A 17,568-nucleotide genomic window follows, 5' to 3' on the forward strand; every position below is an offset into this window, starting at 1 on the left:
TTAAGTTTCCCGATTAACCGCGCCCCATGAATACTCTGTCACTGTTCACTACTGCCGTTTTCGTCAGGCGCCGGGATATGCAGCGCCCCTCTGAGCCGATCGCGTGATTTATTAAAAATCTTCATGCTGGTTTCACGTCCGCGACGCCGCTCACGCTGCTCTTCCAGCGGTAACGCCAACTCGCTCTGACAGGCATCGCTACAACAGCCCTGATAGGACACCTGGCAGCGGGGGCACTGAATAAACAATAAATGACACCCTGCATTGCGGCAGTTGGTGTGGGTATCGCACGGTTCACCACATTGATGGCAGTGGGCGATAATATCGTCGGTGATGCGTTCTCCCATGCGCTCATCGAAGACAAAGTTTTTACCGATGAATTTTACCGGTAGGCCCTGGGCCTTGGCCTGACGGGTATATTCAATGATGCCACCTTCCACATGATAAACGTTCTTGAAACCCTGATGGCGCATATAGGCGCTGGCCTTTTCACAGCGAATACCCCCGGTGCAATACATCACGATATTTTTTTCACGCGCATCAGCGAGCATTTCTGCGGCCATCGGCAATTGCTCGCGGAAAGTATCGGAAGGTACTTCAAGTGCATTTTCAAAATGCCCTACTTCATATTCATAATGATTACGCATATCGACAAACAGCGTGTCCGGATCGTCCGCCATGGAGTTAACCGCTTCGGCTTTCAGGTAGGTACCAACATCGCTGGGATTAAAGGTCGGATCGTCGATGCCATCCGCGACAATGCGATCGCGAACTTTCATGCGCAGTACCCAAAAGGATTTTCCGTCATCATCCAGTGCCACATTCAGCCGGATACTGTCCAACGCCGGATGCGCGCTGTACAGCGCCGCCTTAAAGTCGTCGAAGCGGCTGGCAGGCACACTCACCTGCGCATTAATACCTTCAGTTGCCACATAGACACGGCCAAATACCTGACATTGCAGAAATTGCACGTAGAGGTTATCGCGAAACGCTTGTGCATCATCAAGCGCAAAATATTTGTAAAAGGAAACTGTGGTACGCGGCTCGGTTTCCGCGAGCATACGCGCTTTCAGTTCCTCATTGGAAACACGGTTGTGTAACACTGGCATGGTGTACGTTCCTGTCTTCAGCGAGGGTTAACCAGATTATAACGTTACGGAGACATATGCGTAACGCGCGGGATTATAGCCGATCGCGGCAATTACGCCACAGGAGGAATTCGTGCGACATGGAGAAAATCATCGACACAGCAAAAATATCTCGGCGTATGATGGTTTATTCTTTTTTCTTGGCTAAGGAAACCCACCATGAGCCATATCGTTATACACATCTTTTGGCCATTTTTTGAACAGGATGCTCAGAACCCCGTGAATTAAGGCATTCAAGCCATCCCATTGGCTTTTTGAGGTTCAAAATGCCACTCTGAGATAAACCCGTAACTCATTGATTAAACAGTGCGTTAGAAAGATGTGTATAACGATATGCACTTAACCACGCGCTCACCGTCGGGTTCATTAGCGGAAGCCTGCCAGTGCCTGTAGCTGCTGCGATGTACCTCAAAAGTTTGGCACAACGCCGTGACCGGGTATCGCGCCCTCAGCCTGTCGACTACCGTGAACCGTTGAGTGAGTCCGACATTAAGAGCGCCGTAGCCTTTTTTAGGATTTCGTTCTCCATTTCAAGGCATTGGACTTTTTTCTTCATCTCACGCAGCTCGAGCTGTTCAGGGGTAAGAGGAAGTCCCGTTGGCGTTTTTCCCTGTCGTTCAAGGCGAAGCTTATTGACCCAGCGACTAATGGCAGAATGGCTGACATTAACCGCCTCTGCGGCCTTAACGTATGTGTAGCCGTGGTCGACAACCAGCTTTGCGGCTTCGAGCTTAAATTCCGCCGTAAAATGTTTACCCATGAGGTCACCTGTCGTGTTGATGAGGTGAGCATATCACCTCCGCTCAGGTGGCCAGTATCAGTGTGCCACTACAGTTGGCCTTATCACAGAAGCCGAGCAGGCTGAAGGCATTGTGGCAACGGGTCAGGCGGATGCTATCGGCATTGCGCGAGCCATGCTCTATAACCCGCGCTGGCCGTGGCACGCTGCCGCACGACTGGGCGCGCAAGTATCAACGCCGCCGCAATTGTGGCGTAGTGAACCGCATCACATTAAAAACCTGTTTCAACACTAAGCAATCCTCCCCTCCCTGGCACAAACGGGAGGGGTCTCTTCTGCACAGACATCCCACCAAAGGTTAAACATCATTATTCGTCGATGCTAAGATAAAAGGCGGATATTGATTTTTAGAGTATTCCACATCGCCTTACGGCGGGTTAGCATTCCTGTACCGGAACGTTTTCCCGCATCATTACGATAGCTGATGCACCGCACCACATTAGACACTATCACTTGGTGTGACTGATTTCTTTTAACGACAAGCGCGGATGACTGCGCCTGCATTTTTTGATACTGGAACCTCATGACACAACTCCCATCATTCACTCGTTCATTGTTACACCCTCGTTACTGGTTGACCTGGCTAGGGATCGCCATACTCTATCTTGTCGTGTTACTGCCTTACCCGGTTATTTATCGTCTCGGCACAGCGCTAGGCCGTATCGCCATGCGCGTTATGAAGCACCGCGTGCACATTGCAGAGCGCAATCTGGAACTTTGTTTTCCAGAGATGACAGAACAAGCGCGTGCCGCATTGGTGCGTAAAAACTTTGAATCCGTGGGCATGGGGCTGCTAGAAACCGGCATGGCCTGGTTTTGGCCCAACTGGCGCATCGCCCGCTGGTTTACCGTCACTGGCCTTGAGCATATACAACTACTGCGTGCAGAAAAACGCGGCATACTTATGATTGGATTACATTTTCTTACGCTGGAACTGGGGGCACGCATTTTCGGCATGCATAACCCTGGGATCGGTGTTTATCGGCCCAATGACAACAAACTGATTGACTGGTTGCAAACCTGGGGCCGCATGCGCTCAAATAAGACCATGTTGGATCGCAAAGATCTCAAGGGCATGATCCGTGCGCTCAAGCAGGGGGAGATTATTTGGTATGCCCCCGATCATGACTATGGCCCGCGCAGCAGCGTGTTTGCTCCCTTCTTTGCCATGGAGAGTGCTGCAACCACCAGCGGGAGTTATTTGTTGGCAAAAGTGGCTAAACCCGCCATTGTGCCGTTTGTCCCTCGGCGTCGCGAAGAGGGGAAAGGCTATGAATTGATCATCCAGCCTGCCGAACTCAGCGTACCGTTAGATGATGAAGCCACAACAGCCGCTTGGATGAACGCGCTGGTAGAACAAAATGTGCTGCTGGCGCCCGATCAGTATATGTGGTTACACCGCCGTTTCAAAACGCGTCCGGAAGGAGAACCCGCTCTGTATTAAATCGCCGGATGTTCTCCGTGCAATAAAAAAACAGCGGCATAGCCGCTGTTTTTTTATTGATGAAATACACGTTACGGTAAAACCGTCAGGACTCCAGTACGTGGTAGCGTTGATGCCATGCGGCAAACTGCAGCGGATCGTGCCACACCGCGTAGTGTAAACGGGAAATAGTCCCCGGATCGCTCAACAGCACCAAACGCTGATTGTCGCTTAGCGCATCCAGATCCTGTTTCAACGCATCAGCCACGCGCTGGGCACGGCCCTGCTCAACCGCACGGCTAAAGCCATGGCGCGCAGTTGCCATTGCACTCGCCAACGCATTGAGCGAAGGATCAAAGACTGCCTGCACGAAACCATTTTCCAATTTACGCGCACGGTTGGCACGGAAATAGGTGTCCGTTGCTACCAGCTCGCGCGGCGGCTCGTACTCTTCCGGAATCAAGAGAAGATTAGCACGCTTGCATGCCAGCCCAATCGAGGCACGGCTTGAAATCACCGACACGAATGGCGACAGGATCAACGAGAAAACAATCGGCGACAGCCACCACAGGAAACGCAAATCCAGCCAAGCCATACCAATGGCCCATACCAACCCCAACACCAATTGAGAGCCGTGACGAGCGAAGGCTTCGCTCCACGGCGTGGCATCATCATCACGCTGCGGCGATTTCCATTGCACGGACCAGCCCAGGAAGGCACTGACCACGAAAACGGTATGGAACAGCATACGCACCGGGGCCAGCAATACCGAAAACAGCATCTCAAGCAGTAACGACAGGAAAACGCGCACGGCACCGCCGTAAGGTTTCGCCCCCTTTGCCCATACCAGAATCACACTCAGCAATTTTGGCAGGAACAGCAGCACCAATGTGGTCGAGAACAAGGCTATTGCCAATTCAGGACGCCACTGTGGCCACACGGGGAAGAGCTGACGCGGTTGGAGGAAATATTGCGGCTCCATCAGCGTATGCACCACTTGCAGTGCGGTTGACAGCGCCAGGAACATAAACCACAGCGGCGCGGAAAGATAAGACATCACACCGGTCAGGAACACGGCACGGTGTACCGGGTGCATCCCTTTCACCAGGAACAACCGGAAATTCATCAGGTTGCCGTGGCACCAGCGGCGATCGCGCTTAAGTTCATCAAGCAGGTTAGGCGGCAGTTCCTCATAAGAGCCGGGCAGATCATAGGCGATCCATACCCCCCAGCCCGCACGGCGCATTAGTGCCGCTTCAACAAAGTCATGGGACAAAATCGCGCCCGCAAAAGAACCTTCACCGGGCAACGGTGCCAGCGCACAGTGCTCGATAAAGGGTTTCACACGGATGATGGCGTTATGGCCCCAATAGTGCGACTCACCCAGTTGCCAAAAGTGCAGACCGGCGGTGAACAACGGTCCGTACACACGTGTGGCAAATTGCTGACAGCGTGCATACAAGGTATCCATCCCGGACGCTTTGGGAGAAGACTGGATAATCCCGGCATTGGGGTTGGCTTCCATCAGACGTACCAGTTGCGTCAGACATTCGCCACTCATCACGCTGTCGGCATCCAATATCACCATGTAGCTGTATTGGCTGCCCCAACGACGGCAGAAATCATCGATATTACCGCTCTTACGTTTCACGCGACGACGACGACGGCGATAGAAGATACGGTCAAACCCATCCACTTCACGGCACAGGTCCATCCAGGCTTTCTGCTCTGCAACGCATTTGTCCGGGTCGTTACTGTCACTCAACACATACAGATCGAAGTGATCGAGCTGTCCGGTCGCTGCCACCGATTCGTAGGTCGCCCGTAATCCAGCGAACACGCGCTCAACGTCTTCGTTACAGATAGGCATGATTAACGCCGTTCTGTGCTCGGGATTGAGCGGCTCATCCCCTACCGTCGTCGACGAGATACTGTATTTGTCCTTGCCGATCAGCAGTTGTAAAAAGCCCATCAGCGCAGTCCAAAAACCGGCAGAGACCCAACAGAACAGTACGGCAAACAGCACCAGAATGCCACTTTGCAGGATATAAGGCAGAACCTGCATAAAGGAGCGCAGGAAAGGCTGATTCACCATTGCGAACGGATCGATCAGCACCCATCCCTGATAAGGCAAAATGGTTTTCATGTACCAGGTGGCGATTGCCGTTTGGAACAACGTCAAGATAAGCAGGGTGTAACGGCGCAACGTCCCCACCATTCTCCAGCGGTTCTCGGCAATCTTCTCTTCCGGGCTGGCATGCGGACGACTCGGCGCCGGGGAGCGCCCGAGCATACTTTCCCACCAGCGTACCAGCGGGTTGGTGCGCCACATGTCAGGAAACATCGACGCACGTTTGATCGTGGGCATCGCCTGTAATGCGGTACGCCCTTCTTTATCAACAATCACCGGTTTAACCGCCGTTGCCGTATCGGGCCAGGCGGCATCCAGACGCGCCTTGACAGATTGCAGCGGCGAATCGTCTTCGGTCAGCAGCGTCGCAGGGGATTCCCCCTGCGCCAGAGCCCGATGTATTGCAGAGAGACTTTTACTCTCTGCCTGAGGCAACGCATGCTGCAACGCCTCCGCCGCTTGCGCGGACAGAGGCAATTTCCCGATATAATCAGGGCTCGAAATTAACTTATTCATTGGCAGGTAGCTGATAGCTCCAGGTTTCCGATAACAGCGTTTCGCCGTTCACCAACGCAGCGCGCAGCTCGGTTGGCTGTTTAGGATCTTTCACACGCAAACGCAGTGTTAAACGCCAGCCGCGCGTTACCGGATTATAGCGAACATTGTTCTCAACGATTTCACCGTTGTCGCCGATGCTGACTTGAGAGGACACAGGGGTTGCATCTTCCATCTCTTTCATCATCGGGCCGGCAAAATCGACCAGGAACGCAACGGTGCCATCCGGTTGGCGAATCAGGTTAGACTGTTTCACATCCCCGGTGGAACGCATGGTGCGCTGAACGTAGGCCAATTCAGGTGAATGCAATTGTTCTTCGTCACGCGTGAAGTGCAGGCGATAACCCACTTCCAGCGGCTTACCAATTTCAGGCAGCGCTTCCGGCGTCCAGAAAGCAACGATGTTATCGTTGGTTTCATCGGCAGTCGGAATTTCCACCAGTTCGACTTTCCCTTTACCCCACTCGCCCTTGGTTTCAACCCAGCCGCTAGGACGCAGATCGTAACGGTCATCCAGATCTTCATAGCTGGAGAAGTCACGCCCACGTTGCAGCAAACCGAAGCCTTTCGGGTTTTCAATCGAATAGGTGCTGACAGACAGGTGTTTCGGGTTATTCAGCGGACGCCAAATCCACTCACCGTTGCCCGCGTGGATAGATAAACCGTTAGAGTCATGCAACGCCCCACGGTAGTTCAAGGTGGGAGAAGGCTGGTTCGGCCCAAACAGGAACATACTGGTTAACGGTGCCAGCCCCAGTTTACCGACGCGAGCGCGCAGGAACACTTTAGCCTGAACATCAACCACGCTGTCACGTCCTGGATAAATGACGAAACGGTATGCACCTGTAGCACGCGGTGAATCGAGCAGCGCGTATACCAGCAGGTGCTTGTCATTGGGTTTTGGACGTTCGATCCAAAACTCGCGGAAACGTGGGAACTCTTCCCCAGAAGGTAATGCAGTGTCAATCGCCAGACCGCGCGCAGAAAGGCCGTAAGTCTGCCCTTTACCGATCACACGGAAATAGCTGGCACCCAGCATGCTGACAATTTCGTCATCCTTGCCAAGCTTGTTGATGGGATACAGGATTTTAAAGCCTGCAAAACCGAGATTCTTCACGGTCTCTGCATCGTGATTCACCGTACCGAAATTAAAATATTCCGGTGAATAGGCGATCTCGTTAACCTCAGTGGCCGTCACTTCATTGATTCTCACCGGTGTATCGAAATACATGCCCTGATGATAGAACTGAATGCGAAACGGCGTTTGCAGGTTATTCCAGTATGACTTCTCCTGGTTAAAACGAATCTGCTGATAGTCAGCAAATTTCATATCGCGGAACTGGGCGGGAAGATTGCTCTTCGGCGCTTCATAGCCTTTCGCTGCCAGCTGTTCAGCTTGCGCTGCCACATCATCCAGCGAGAATGCCCAGGCAGGCAACGCAGTGAAAGACAACACAATCGCTGCGGACAACCAGCGCAAATTCGCTACTCGACGTTCAACCCCAAAATTATTAACCAGCACAGCTCCCCCTGTTCGTGTGCTTAAATCAACTAAAATCCATATTAATGGATAAGTTAACCTTCCGACAACTTGATAAAAGCCCGGTTCATCATGATAGGTCAGCGTTTAAACAACGCAAACTGCAACCCCGATAAATTTCTGTAAAAAATCGAAAATTAGAGAGGATACTCTGTCACCGGTCAGCCGTTGGCAACCCCTTGCGGTTATTTATGCCAGCGGCGCGCTGATTACCTACAATTCTACCTGTTGCTCTGTTAGCAAAACACCCTGTTTATGCTGTGGTTGCAGAGAATACATGCTGCTTTTGTTAACACGTCCACCATGACGTTTAAGCTCGTGCAACTTTCAAGAATAATCCGAACGGTTGCACGCTGATGCATTAAAAAAATTCGGATGCAACACGAATTACACCCATTGGTAACAAAATCGCGTTAAATCAGGTACAGTAGGGTGACATAGTTATGCCCGTCCACCTACTTGCATCGACGCTTACTGATTCTTACATGAACGCATTGCGCCACAACAAAATTGCCACCACGCTAAGCCTCTTCGCGTTCCTGATGATGTTCATCGCGCCCATCGTTTCACAGGCGTTAATACGGAATGATTATACTCCGCCCACTCATACTCAGCACCATCATTCTCACGGCAAACCGGCATCATCGTCACCGATGTCATCCGATGCAACCATGGGCCATGACGCCTGTGGTTACTGCGGGCTGTTATCCCATCACCTAGCGCTGTTTCCTGAAAACTCGCCGCCGCTTGATCCGCGGTTTGTCACTCAGTCCGAGGCGAATGAGCCGCGCCCACGGCACAAGATCGTCGCCGCGTGTTATCGTGCCCAATCACCTCGCGCACCGCCGACAGTCATATAACACAACCATAAAACACAAAAATTTGATATTGGATAACGTCCCGTCACAAGACGACGTCTCCTTTTCCTTTATTTTCTTTTTGTTACGATGACAAGGGCTCCCATGCTATGGATACCGTAAACGCTGACAATCTATGGTCACCCCCATTTTTGCAACACTGATTTTTGACTAATGGTGGGCTTGCTTCAATCTATCCGGCGTCTCTGTGGGCGAGATGCCCGCGCCTCGATGAGTTCCGCGCCTGGTGAACCTGAAAAAGCCCTCGGCTTCAGTGAGCCATTTTTGTCGTCAGGTTTTTCAGCAGGCCGATATGCCTTTCATGTCATCAATAATCAGTCTTCGCAAAACCAGATAGGTAACTGCTGTTTAATTACTTAATAATCAGTCTGTTGATTTAGTTCTACATAACATCAGGCCTGATATTCATTGTGATTAGTTGTGATTGACCAGGCTATTCGCGCCAGTTTGTTTGCCAGAGCACAGGCGACAATATTTGAATGTTTGTTATCGAGTTGCCCCCGAACCCATTCAGCAAGCCTGCCCTGCTGATATTCAAGTCGCATCATGAACGAGCGGGCACATTGAATCAGAAGTTTGCGTAAATTTTTATCACCTCGTTTGCTTATCCCCAGCAGAGTCGGTTTGCCTCCTGTGCTGTATTGTCGCGGTACAAGTCCTGTGGAAGCCGCAAAATCCCTGCTACATGAAAATTGTTTTCCATCGCCGAACTGTGATGAAAGTAAGCTGGCAGTAATCGGACCGACGCCTGGAATTGTCATAATTCGCTGTGCAGTATCATCAGCTTTGATTGACTGATTTAATTCTGATTCCAGCGCTGTTATTTGCTCGACAAGGTAAAGATAGTGGGCATGTAACTTCATCAGCAGACGGCTCAGGTATGCGGGGATTTCGTGCTCAGCCAGCACCAGAGACAGTCGCTTTATTACCGCCTCGCCGATTGGCAGGCTTATCCCAAACTCCAGCAGAAAACCGTGGATCTGGTTAGTGGTTTTTACTTTATCTCTGATAAGAGATTCCCTGACCCGATGCAGTGCTCGCATCGCCTGCTGAACCTCCGTTTTCGGCTGAACAAAACGCATTGACGGCCGGGATGCGGCTTCACATATCGCCTCTGCATCAACAAAATCATTTTTATTGCCCTTGACAAACGGGCGCACAAATTGCGGAGAGATAAGTTTTGCTTCATGGCCGCTATCATTGATACGCCGCGCCATAAAGTGTGCACCGGCACAAGTTTCCATAACAACAACCGAGGGCGGGCACGTCGCCAAAAACTGCATTAGCTTTGTGCGCGTAAACTTCTTACGCAGAAGCGCTTTACCTGACTTATCCTGGCAATGAAGATGAAAAGAATGTTTACCGAGATCAATACCAATAAGAGTAACGTTTTGCATGATGGCCTCTCCTGAAAGAAAAACACCCTGCCAGCGTACCGCTCACAGAGTGGGGGTGACCATCTCATTAGGCCCTCTCTGCGGCGGTAATGGCGCTTTTCTTACGCTTGCATTTCTATATTGGTCTGTTCGTTGGGCCGTTTATCTTTGTTGCTGCGTTGACTGGCACGCTGTATGTGCTGACACCGCAGATTGAAGAACGCTTGTATACACATCAATTGCATGTTGATGTGCCGGGCACAGCGCAACCGCTCGCCGCACAGATAGCCGCCGCTCAGGCTGCACTGGCTGAGCAACCCTCAGCCCAATGGCTAGCCATACGTCCTGCCCCCACACCGCGCGACACCAGTCGTGTGCTATTTCGATTCCCTGACTCCGCCCCTTCTGAATACCTCGCTGTGTTTGTTAATCCAAGCACACTGGCCATACAGGGCCAGCTCATGGTGTACGGCACATCAGGAATATTGCCTTTGCGCACCTGGCTGGATCGTTTACATCAGGGGTTATTCCTCGGTTCCGTCGGCCGTATCTATAGTGAACTGGCGGCTTCCTGGCTGTGGATCGCCGCGCTCGGCGGCGTTTATCTGTGGTGGAGAACGCGTATGCCTTCGCGGGTCGCACATCGCCGTAAATTGCCACCCGCTGCCCGCTTGCGCGCCATACACAGCACGTTGGGGCTAACGCTACTCATCGGGATGCTATTTTTCTCGGCTACCGGGCTGACCTGGTCACAATGGGCAGGCAATAATATTGGCGTGTGGCGCAACGCATTGGGTTGGCAAAAGCCATCCCTGAATACCGCGCTCGTCACCCATTCCGCCATCGTAGTACAGGATGCTCATGCCGAGCACCACGGTGAAGCCATAGCTCATCATGCCGCCCCCCCTGCGGGGTTGGATAACGTCGATAACGTATTAGCGATAGCACGACAAGCGGGGATCAGTGCCAATAAATTGGAGGTCCGCCCGGCAAAAAACGCACATAACGCCTGGACCGTGACAGAAATTGAGAGGCGGTGGCCGACGCAGGGCGATATTGTTGCCATCAATCCTGACAGCGGTGTTGTCGTCGATTACGTCAGGTTTGCGGATTACCCTTTTGCAGCAAAACTGACTCGCTGTGTAGTGGTCAACTAATATTGGCCACCGCATTAGACTGTATGTAGAACAGTCGCTCAGATTCGTTTGGAGTTAAGCCGCCGTTATACCAGTGAGGCCGGATAGCGCTGTAATACCCCGTGATGTAGCGGATAATCGCGTCCTGGGCTTCGCTGAAGCTGTTGTAACCCTTTGTCGGCACCCATTCTGTCTTCAGGCTGCGGAAGAACCGCTCCATTGGCGCATTATCCCAGCAGTTACCCCGCCGACTCATACTCTGCTTTATCCGGCAGCGCCACAGGGCTTGCCGGTATTGACGGCTGGTATAGTGGCTGCCCTGGTCGCTGTGGAACATGACTCCTGTTGGTTGTCCCCGGAGTTCCCAGGCCATCTGCAACGCTTTAACTGTCAGCGCCGAGTCCGGCGACGTCGACATGGCCCAGCCCACCGGTTTGCGGGCGAACAGGTCTAGCACCACCGCAAGGTAAGCCCAGCATTTGCCCGTCCAGATGTAGGTCACATCGCCGCACCAGACCTGATCCGGCGCGGTAACCGCGAACTGGCGGTTAAGATAGTTCGGTATTTCAACGTGTTCATTGCCGCCGCGTTTGTATTTGTGAGCCGGTCGCTGGCAGCTGGCGATACCCAGCTCCTTCATCAGCTTGCCAGCCAGCCAGCGCCCCATTTTGACACCAGAGCTGCCGGTGACGATGGTCGCGATACTTCGAGCGCCGGCAGAGCCGCCGCTGGCGTTCCAGGCTTCCATGACGCGACTACACTTAACCACGCGCTCACCGTCGGGTTCATTAGCGGAAGCCTGCCAGTGCCTGTAGCTGCTGCGATGTACCTCAAAAGTTTGGCACAACGCCGTGACCGGGTATCGCGCCCTCAGCCTGTCGACTACCGTGAACCGTTGAGTGAGTCCGACATTAAGAGCGCCGTAGCCTTTTTTAGGATTTCGTTCTCCATTTCAAGGCATTGGACTTTTTTCTTCATCTCACGCAGCTCGAGCTGTTCAGGGGTAAGAGGAAGTCCCGTTGGCGTTTTTCCCTGTCGTTCAAGGCGAAGCTTATTGACCCAGCGACTAATGGCAGAATGGCTGACATTAACCGCCTCTGCGGCCTTAACGTATGTGTAGCCGTGGTCGACAACCAGCTTTGCGGCTTCGAGCTTAAATTCCGCCGTAAAATGTTTACCCATGAGGTCACCTGTCGTGTTGATGAGGTGAGCATATCACCTCCGATCAGGTGGCCAGTATCAGTGTGCCACTACACTGGAGGATCGATGCCCATATGGGTGTACTGTTCGGCTTGCCAAATCAACTGATTCTGGCAGGATTCGGCCTGGGACTGTGCGCCCTGATCGCGTGGGGATACCGCTTGTGGTGGCTGCGTCGACAGCGACCTGCCGGCCAACCTCACCCAGCGAACACGCTTTTTGCCGCCTTAACCCACCTCGTTATACACATCTCTGTTCGTGCCTGAGCGCGCGTAGCGTTTCGGCGGCCGTCATGACTTTCTGCAAGCCTTTCCTGATAGTTTTTGCGCCTGGTTCACCGTCGCCTTTTCGAGCAAGAAAGCCTCCCAGTTGCGCAACTAAGCGCAATACTTCGTTTAGCTTAGGGCGGCCCTTGGGCATACGCTTGTTCATCAGTAGGTAAGCTCCATGAGTCTCGTCGGAATCAAAGAACAACATTGCGTCCAGCTCTGGACAGGTTCGTCCCATACGCATTAAATAGGCGATGCGCCATGCCACGATCATGAACAGCGCCAATGCCCGCTCAATGCGATCCACGGTCGATAACTGTAACGCTTCGACACAGCAGCCGTTCTTCAGCACATTGAAGAACATCTCGATTTCCCATCTAGCCCGATACCAGTCGATCAGCTCCACGATATCTTCTCGTCCTTCAGGTACGCGATTGCTCAGCAACCGCCACTCGACCGGCTTCACGCCACCTCGTTATACACAAGTCCGCAACGCCTTATATGCCAAGGGTTAGCCGGCTGAAATAGGCAGCCGGTGGGGTTGTAAATGAAGTGAAACCGACGTGTACTATCGCCATTTACGGCGCTGAAAAATGACACGGGATTCAGATGGCTGGGCACACCAAGAACTGGAAGGGGTAAATCTTGGTGACACGAGGCTCAATAAGCGCGCCAAAGGGCTTTTGATACGGCTGGCTGAGAATCCGCAAGCCAGCATTCCGCATGCGTGCCTCGGATGGTCTGAGACGCTGGGTGCTTACCGCTTCATGGAGAACCAAGCATTCGAATGGCGAGACATTCTGCAACCTCACTGGCAGCGTACGCAGGAAAGGATCCGAGAACACGAGGTTGTGCTGTGTATCCAAGACACTACCGAGCTTGACTTCAACGGGCAGCAAATCCAAGGCTTGGGTCCCTTGAACTACGAAGCCAGGCGTGGTCTGTACCTGCATCCGACCTACGCGGTCAGTCCGGATCGCGTGGGGTTGGGCGTACTGGATGCGTGGATGTGGGCAAGAGAGCCGAAGGATGCAGACGGAAAACGCGATGGGCTCAAGGAGAGTACGCGCTGGCTCGAGGGATACGAGCGAGTTGCTGAACTCGCCTCGGAGTTGCCAAACACACGTCTGGTGTACTTAGCTGTATTAGTCGCGACTTGATCTGACACTGGACCTTGAAAGGTTGAGAGTTACCGGTTTTGATATGGGTGTCGAATCCTTATACAAAACACGAGGTAACTCTCATGCTTCATACTAACAATCCCATCATCAAACACAAAGCCGGCCTGCTCAATCTCGCCGAAGAACTCGGTAACGTATCAAAAGCCTGTAAAATCATGGGGGTGTCACGCGACACGTTTTATCTCTATCAGGAACTGGCGGCAGAAGGCGGCATTGACGCTCTGGTTAACCAAAACCGCCGGGTTCCCAACCTGAAAAACCGTGCTGATGAAGCCACTGAACGTGCGGTTGTTGATTACGCCATTGAGTTCCCGGCTCATGGCCAGCACCGGACCAGTAATGAGCTGCGTAAAAAAGGCGTCTTCATTTCTGGCAGCGGTGTGCGCTCCATCTGGCAACGTGATCTTGACCCACCATCTCTGGAAAACTTTCGTAAGCGCCTGAAGGCACTTGAGGAAAAAGTTGCCAGAGAAGGCATCGTACTTACTGATGCTCAAATCGCTGCACTGGAGAAGAAGGCGCACGACGACGAAGCCTGTGGTGAAATAGCGACTGCTCACCCGGGTTATCTGGGGTCGCAGGACACCTTCTACGTGGGTAATCTGAAAGGTGTTGGCCGTATCTACCAGCAGACGTTCGTGGATACGTACTCGAAAGTGGCGCACTGCAAGCTTTACACGAGTAAAGCACCGATCTCTGCCGCCGACCTGCTCAATGATCGCGTGCTGCCGTTCTACGAAGCTCAGGGGCTGCCAATGCTAAGAATACTGACGGACAGGGGGACGGAGTACTGCGGTAAAGTGGAACAACATGACTATCAGCTGTACTTGGCTATCAACGATATAGACCATACGAAAACGAAAGCGATGTCTCCGCAGACAAACGGTATCTGCGAGCGCTTCCATAAAACTATTTTGCAGGATTTTTATCAGGTTGCGTTCCGTAAGACGTTATACGAGGACCTAGAAAGTCTACAAAAGGATCTGGACAACTGGTTGTGGCATTACAATAATGAGCGAACTCATCAGGGTAAAATGTGCTGCGGGCGTACGCCAATGGCCACGTTACTTGATGGTAAACGAGTCTGGGCAGAAAAAAATCTGAACCAGATTTAATCTGACAGACACCTGTATAAATAACCGGTAACTGTCAGATCAGGTCTGAGCTAATACACATTAATTTTTGCTCAGAGCGAATGCCTGCCATTTCAAGTTGTAAATCTCTGCGGACGATTTCCATATCCTTGCGGACGTTGCCAATTTCTGCGGACAGGTCCTTACGGACATTGCCTATCTCTGCGGACAGATCCTTACGCACATCGGCTATTTCTGCGGACAGGTCCTTGCGGACATCGGCTATCTGCGCGTCGGTCTTCTCGAAGCGAGCTTGCATCTCTTTGCGTACGTCTTCAAGGTCACGCTTGGTAACAACATCCGCCACCTCATGAGACTTGCGTACGACGAGCGAAATCGCCTTGGCCTGCTCACTCGTAAGCCCGGCGGTTTGAAGCTCTTCTGACGCCTGCAATGTATCAAATGCAACTTGGCCCATAGAGGCTCCTCTGTGTTAAGCCAAGTGTAAGCGATCTGACCGCCAATCTGCAAAATTTTACCCGTACCCCCCTTCTAACCCACCTCGTTATACACAAGTCCGCAACGCCTTATATGCCAAGGGTTAGCGGGCTGAAATAGGCAGCCGGTGGGGTTGTAAATGAAGTGAAACCGACGTGTACTATCGCCATTTACGGCGCTGAAAAATGACACGGGATTCAGATGGCTGGGCACACCAAGAACTGGAAGGGGGAAATCTTGGTGACACGAGGCTCAATAAGCGTGCCAAAGGGCTTTTGATACGGCTGGCTGAGAATCCGCAAGCCAGCATTCCGCATGCGTGCCTCGGATGGTCTGAGACGCTGGGTGCTTACCGCTTCATGGAGAACCAAGCATTCGAATGGCGAGACATTCTGCAACCTCACTGGCAGCGTACGCAGGAAAGGATCCGAGAACACGAGGTTGTGCTGTGTATCCAAGACACTACCGAGCTTGACTTCAACGGGCAGCAAATCCAAGGCTTGGGTCCCTTGAACTACGAAGCCAGGCGTGGTCTGTACCTGCATCCGATCTACGCGGTCAGTCCGGATCGCGTGGGGTTGGGCGTACTGGATGCGTGGATGTGGGCAAGAGAGCCGAAGGATGCAGACGGGAAACGCGATGGGATCAAGGAGAGTACGCGCTGGCTCGAGGGATACGAGCGAGTTGCTGAACTCGCCTCGGAGTTGCCAAACACACGTCTGGTGTACTTAGCCGATCGCGAAGCGGATATCAAGGCGTTGATGCAGCTCGCTGATGACCTTGGCACTCCGGCTGACTGGTTGATCCGCTCGACTCATAATCGCAGTCTGGACTGTAATGAGAAGCTTTGGCAGAAGGTTGGAAAGACCGTGCCGGTGGGAGAAATCCAATTCGTTATGGCGGCTCGCGCGGGGCAGAAGGCGCGTACGTACGTGAAACAGGCGCTGCGCGTGAAGCGAGTGTCGCTGCGTTGCAGGTTGGCAGTGACTTGTGTGATAGCCAAGGAAATTGAGCCGCCAGCAGGCGTGAAGCCGGTCGAGTGGCGGTTGCTGAGCAATCGCGTACCTGAAGGACGAGAAGATATCGTGGAGCTGATCGACTGGTATCGGGCTAGATGGGAAATCGAGATGTTCTTCAATGTGCTGAAGAACGGCTGCTGTGTCGAAGCGTTACAGTTATCGACCGTGGATCGCATTGAGCGGGCATGGCGCTGTTCATGATCGTGGCATGGCGCATCGCTATTTAATGCGTATGGGACGAACCTGTCCAGAGCTGGACGCAATGTTGTTCTTTGATTCCGACGAGACTCATGGCGCTTACCTACTGATGAAACAAGCGTATGCCCAAGGGCCGCCCTAAGCTAAACGAAGTATTGCGCTTAGTTGCGCAACTGGGAGGCTTTCTTGCTCGAAAAGGCGACGGGTGAACCAGGCGCAAAAACTATCAGGAAAGGCTTGCAGAAAGTCATGACGGCCGCCGAAACGCTACGCGCGCTCAGGCACGAACAGAGATGTGTATAACGAGGTGCTTCTAACCACATCCGTTTAATTGTATTAGCTCAGACCTGATCTGACAGTTACCGGTTATTTATACAGGTGTCTGTCAGATTAAATCTGGTTCAGATTTTTTTCTGCCCAGACTCGTTTACCATCAAGTAACGTGGCCATTGGCGTACGCCCGCAGCACATTTTACCCTGATGAGTTCGCTCATTATTGTAATGCCACAACCAGTTGTCCAGATCCTTTTGTAGACTTTCTAGGTCCTCGTATAACGTCTTACGGAACGCAACCTGATAAAAATCCTGCAAAATAGTTTTATGGAAGCGCCGCAGATACCGTTTGTCTGCGGAGACATCGCTTTCGTTTTCGTTTGGTTATATCGTTGATAGCCAAGTACAGCTGATAGTCATGTTGTTCCACTTTACCGCAGTACTCCGTCCCCCTGTCCGTCAGTATCTTAGCATTGGCAGCCCCTGAGCTTCGTAGAACGGCAGCACGCGATCATTGAGCAGGTCGGCGCAGAGATCGGTGCTTTACTCGTGGTAAAGCTTGCAGTGCGCCACTTTCGAGTACGTATCCACGAACGTCTGCTGGTAGATACGGCCAACACCTTTCAGATTACCCACGTAGAAGGTGTCCTGCGACCCCAGATAACCCGGGTGAGCAGTCTCTATTTCACCACAGGCTTCGTCGTCGTGCGCTTCTTCTCCAGTGCAGCGATTTGAGCATCAGTAAGTACGATGCCTTCTCTGGCAACTTTTTCCTCAAGTACCTTCAGGCGCTTACGAAAGTTTTCCAGATCGTGTCGTTGCCAGATGGAGCGCACACCGCTGCCAGAAATGAAGACGCCTTTTTTACGAG

11 protein-coding genes and 6 pseudogenes are annotated in these 17,568 nt (G+C 52.4%); 8 read left to right on the top strand and 9 right to left on the bottom strand.

Features of this window, described 5'->3' with window-relative positions:
- Positions 1-38 precede the first annotated feature (38 nt).
- Positions 39-1,109, bottom strand: coding sequence for an oxygen-dependent tRNA uridine(34) hydroxylase TrhO (gene trhO, locus ACWWJF_RS25300; protein WP_455870884.1), 1,071 nt, complete (start codon positions 1,107-1,109; stop codon positions 39-41).
- A gap of 499 nt (positions 1,110-1,608) precedes the next feature.
- Entirely contained in the window at positions 1,609-1,908 is a 300-nt protein-coding gene (locus tag ACWWJF_RS25305; RefSeq protein ID WP_455869719.1) for a transposase, read from the bottom strand.
- Between the two features lie 73 nt (positions 1,909-1,981).
- On the opposite strand from ACWWJF_RS25305, the pseudogene ACWWJF_RS25310 reads away from it, so the two are divergent.
- Both ACWWJF_RS25310 and ACWWJF_RS25315 read left to right on the top strand, forming a co-directional pair.
- Positions 1,982-2,182, top strand: a pseudogene (locus ACWWJF_RS25310) (oxidoreductase); the annotation flags it as partial.
- Between the two features lie 288 nt (positions 2,183-2,470).
- A complete protein-coding gene (locus ACWWJF_RS25315) occupies positions 2,471-3,391 on the top strand; it encodes a Kdo(2)-lipid IV(A) acyltransferase (RefSeq protein ID WP_455870885.1) in 921 nt (306 codons plus the stop codon).
- Between the two features lie 85 nt (positions 3,392-3,476).
- Here the strand turns inward: ACWWJF_RS25315 and mdoH are convergent, their stop codons facing one another.
- Both mdoH and ACWWJF_RS25325 read right to left on the bottom strand, forming a co-directional pair.
- Complete coding sequence (gene mdoH / locus ACWWJF_RS25320; RefSeq protein ID WP_455870886.1) at positions 3,477-6,017, bottom strand: glucans biosynthesis glucosyltransferase MdoH; 2,541 nt, start codon at positions 6,015-6,017, stop codon at positions 3,477-3,479.
- Positions 6,010-7,578, bottom strand: coding sequence for a glucan biosynthesis protein G (locus ACWWJF_RS25325; protein WP_455870887.1), 1,569 nt, complete (start codon positions 7,576-7,578; stop codon positions 6,010-6,012). The genes mdoH and ACWWJF_RS25325 overlap by 8 nt, the downstream gene beginning before the upstream one ends.
- Before the next feature lie 503 nt (positions 7,579-8,081).
- Here ACWWJF_RS25325 and ACWWJF_RS25330 point away from each other — a divergent pair.
- Positions 8,082-8,456, top strand: coding sequence for a DUF2946 domain-containing protein (locus tag ACWWJF_RS25330; RefSeq protein ID WP_455870888.1), 375 nt, complete (start codon positions 8,082-8,084; stop codon positions 8,454-8,456).
- Positions 8,457-8,866: 410 nt separating this feature from the next.
- On the opposite strand, the gene ACWWJF_RS25335 is transcribed toward ACWWJF_RS25330, so the two are convergent.
- Positions 8,867-9,871: an IS110 family RNA-guided transposase gene (locus tag ACWWJF_RS25335; RefSeq protein ID WP_455870889.1), complete on the bottom strand. Its 1,005-nt coding sequence runs from the start codon at positions 9,869-9,871 to the stop codon at positions 8,867-8,869.
- An 89-nt stretch (positions 9,872-9,960) separates the two neighbouring features.
- Between ACWWJF_RS25335 and ACWWJF_RS25340 the strand changes: the two genes are divergently transcribed.
- A complete protein-coding gene (locus ACWWJF_RS25340) occupies positions 9,961-11,007 on the top strand; it encodes a PepSY-associated TM helix domain-containing protein (RefSeq protein WP_455870890.1) in 1,047 nt (348 codons plus the stop codon).
- Here the strand turns inward: ACWWJF_RS25340 and ACWWJF_RS25345 are convergent.
- Positions 11,000-12,168, bottom strand: a protein-coding gene (locus tag ACWWJF_RS25345; protein ID WP_455868400.1) for an IS3 family transposase whose coding sequence is annotated in 2 segments (ribosomal slippage) — positions 11,000-11,913 and positions 11,913-12,168 — 1,170 coding nt in all. Because the reading frame shifts where the segments join, the coding sequence is not laid out codon by codon here. The two genes, ACWWJF_RS25340 and ACWWJF_RS25345, sit on opposite strands and share 8 nt — an antisense overlap.
- A gap of 74 nt (positions 12,169-12,242) precedes the next feature.
- On the opposite strand from ACWWJF_RS25345, the pseudogene ACWWJF_RS25350 reads away from it, so the two are divergent.
- Positions 12,243-12,413, top strand: a pseudogene (locus tag ACWWJF_RS25350) (PepSY domain-containing protein); the annotation flags it as partial.
- Positions 12,414-12,426: 13 nt separating this feature from the next.
- Here ACWWJF_RS25350 and ACWWJF_RS25355 read toward each other — a convergent pair.
- Positions 12,427-12,924, bottom strand: a pseudogene (locus ACWWJF_RS25355) (IS4 family transposase); the annotation flags it as partial.
- A gap of 124 nt (positions 12,925-13,048) precedes the next feature.
- Here ACWWJF_RS25355 and ACWWJF_RS25360 point away from each other — a divergent pair.
- Positions 13,049-13,597: pseudogene (locus ACWWJF_RS25360) on the top strand (IS4/Tn5 family transposase DNA-binding protein); the annotation flags it as partial.
- Between the two features lie 101 nt (positions 13,598-13,698).
- A complete protein-coding gene (locus tag ACWWJF_RS25365; protein ID WP_455870891.1) occupies positions 13,699-14,751 on the top strand; it encodes an IS481 family transposase in 1,053 nt (350 codons plus the stop codon).
- A 34-nt stretch (positions 14,752-14,785) separates the two neighbouring features.
- On the opposite strand, the gene ACWWJF_RS25370 is transcribed toward ACWWJF_RS25365, so the two are convergent.
- Entirely contained in the window at positions 14,786-15,187 is a 402-nt protein-coding gene (locus ACWWJF_RS25370) for a hypothetical protein (protein WP_455869127.1), read from the bottom strand.
- A gap of 205 nt (positions 15,188-15,392) precedes the next feature.
- Here ACWWJF_RS25370 and ACWWJF_RS25375 point away from each other — a divergent pair.
- A pseudogene (locus tag ACWWJF_RS25375) lies at positions 15,393-16,727 on the top strand (IS4 family transposase).
- Positions 16,728-16,814: 87 nt separating this feature from the next.
- Here ACWWJF_RS25375 and ACWWJF_RS25380 read toward each other — a convergent pair.
- A pseudogene (locus tag ACWWJF_RS25380) lies at positions 16,815-17,568 on the bottom strand (integrase core domain-containing protein); the annotation flags it as partial.

This window comes from Symbiopectobacterium sp. Eva_TO (genome assembly GCF_053848865.1).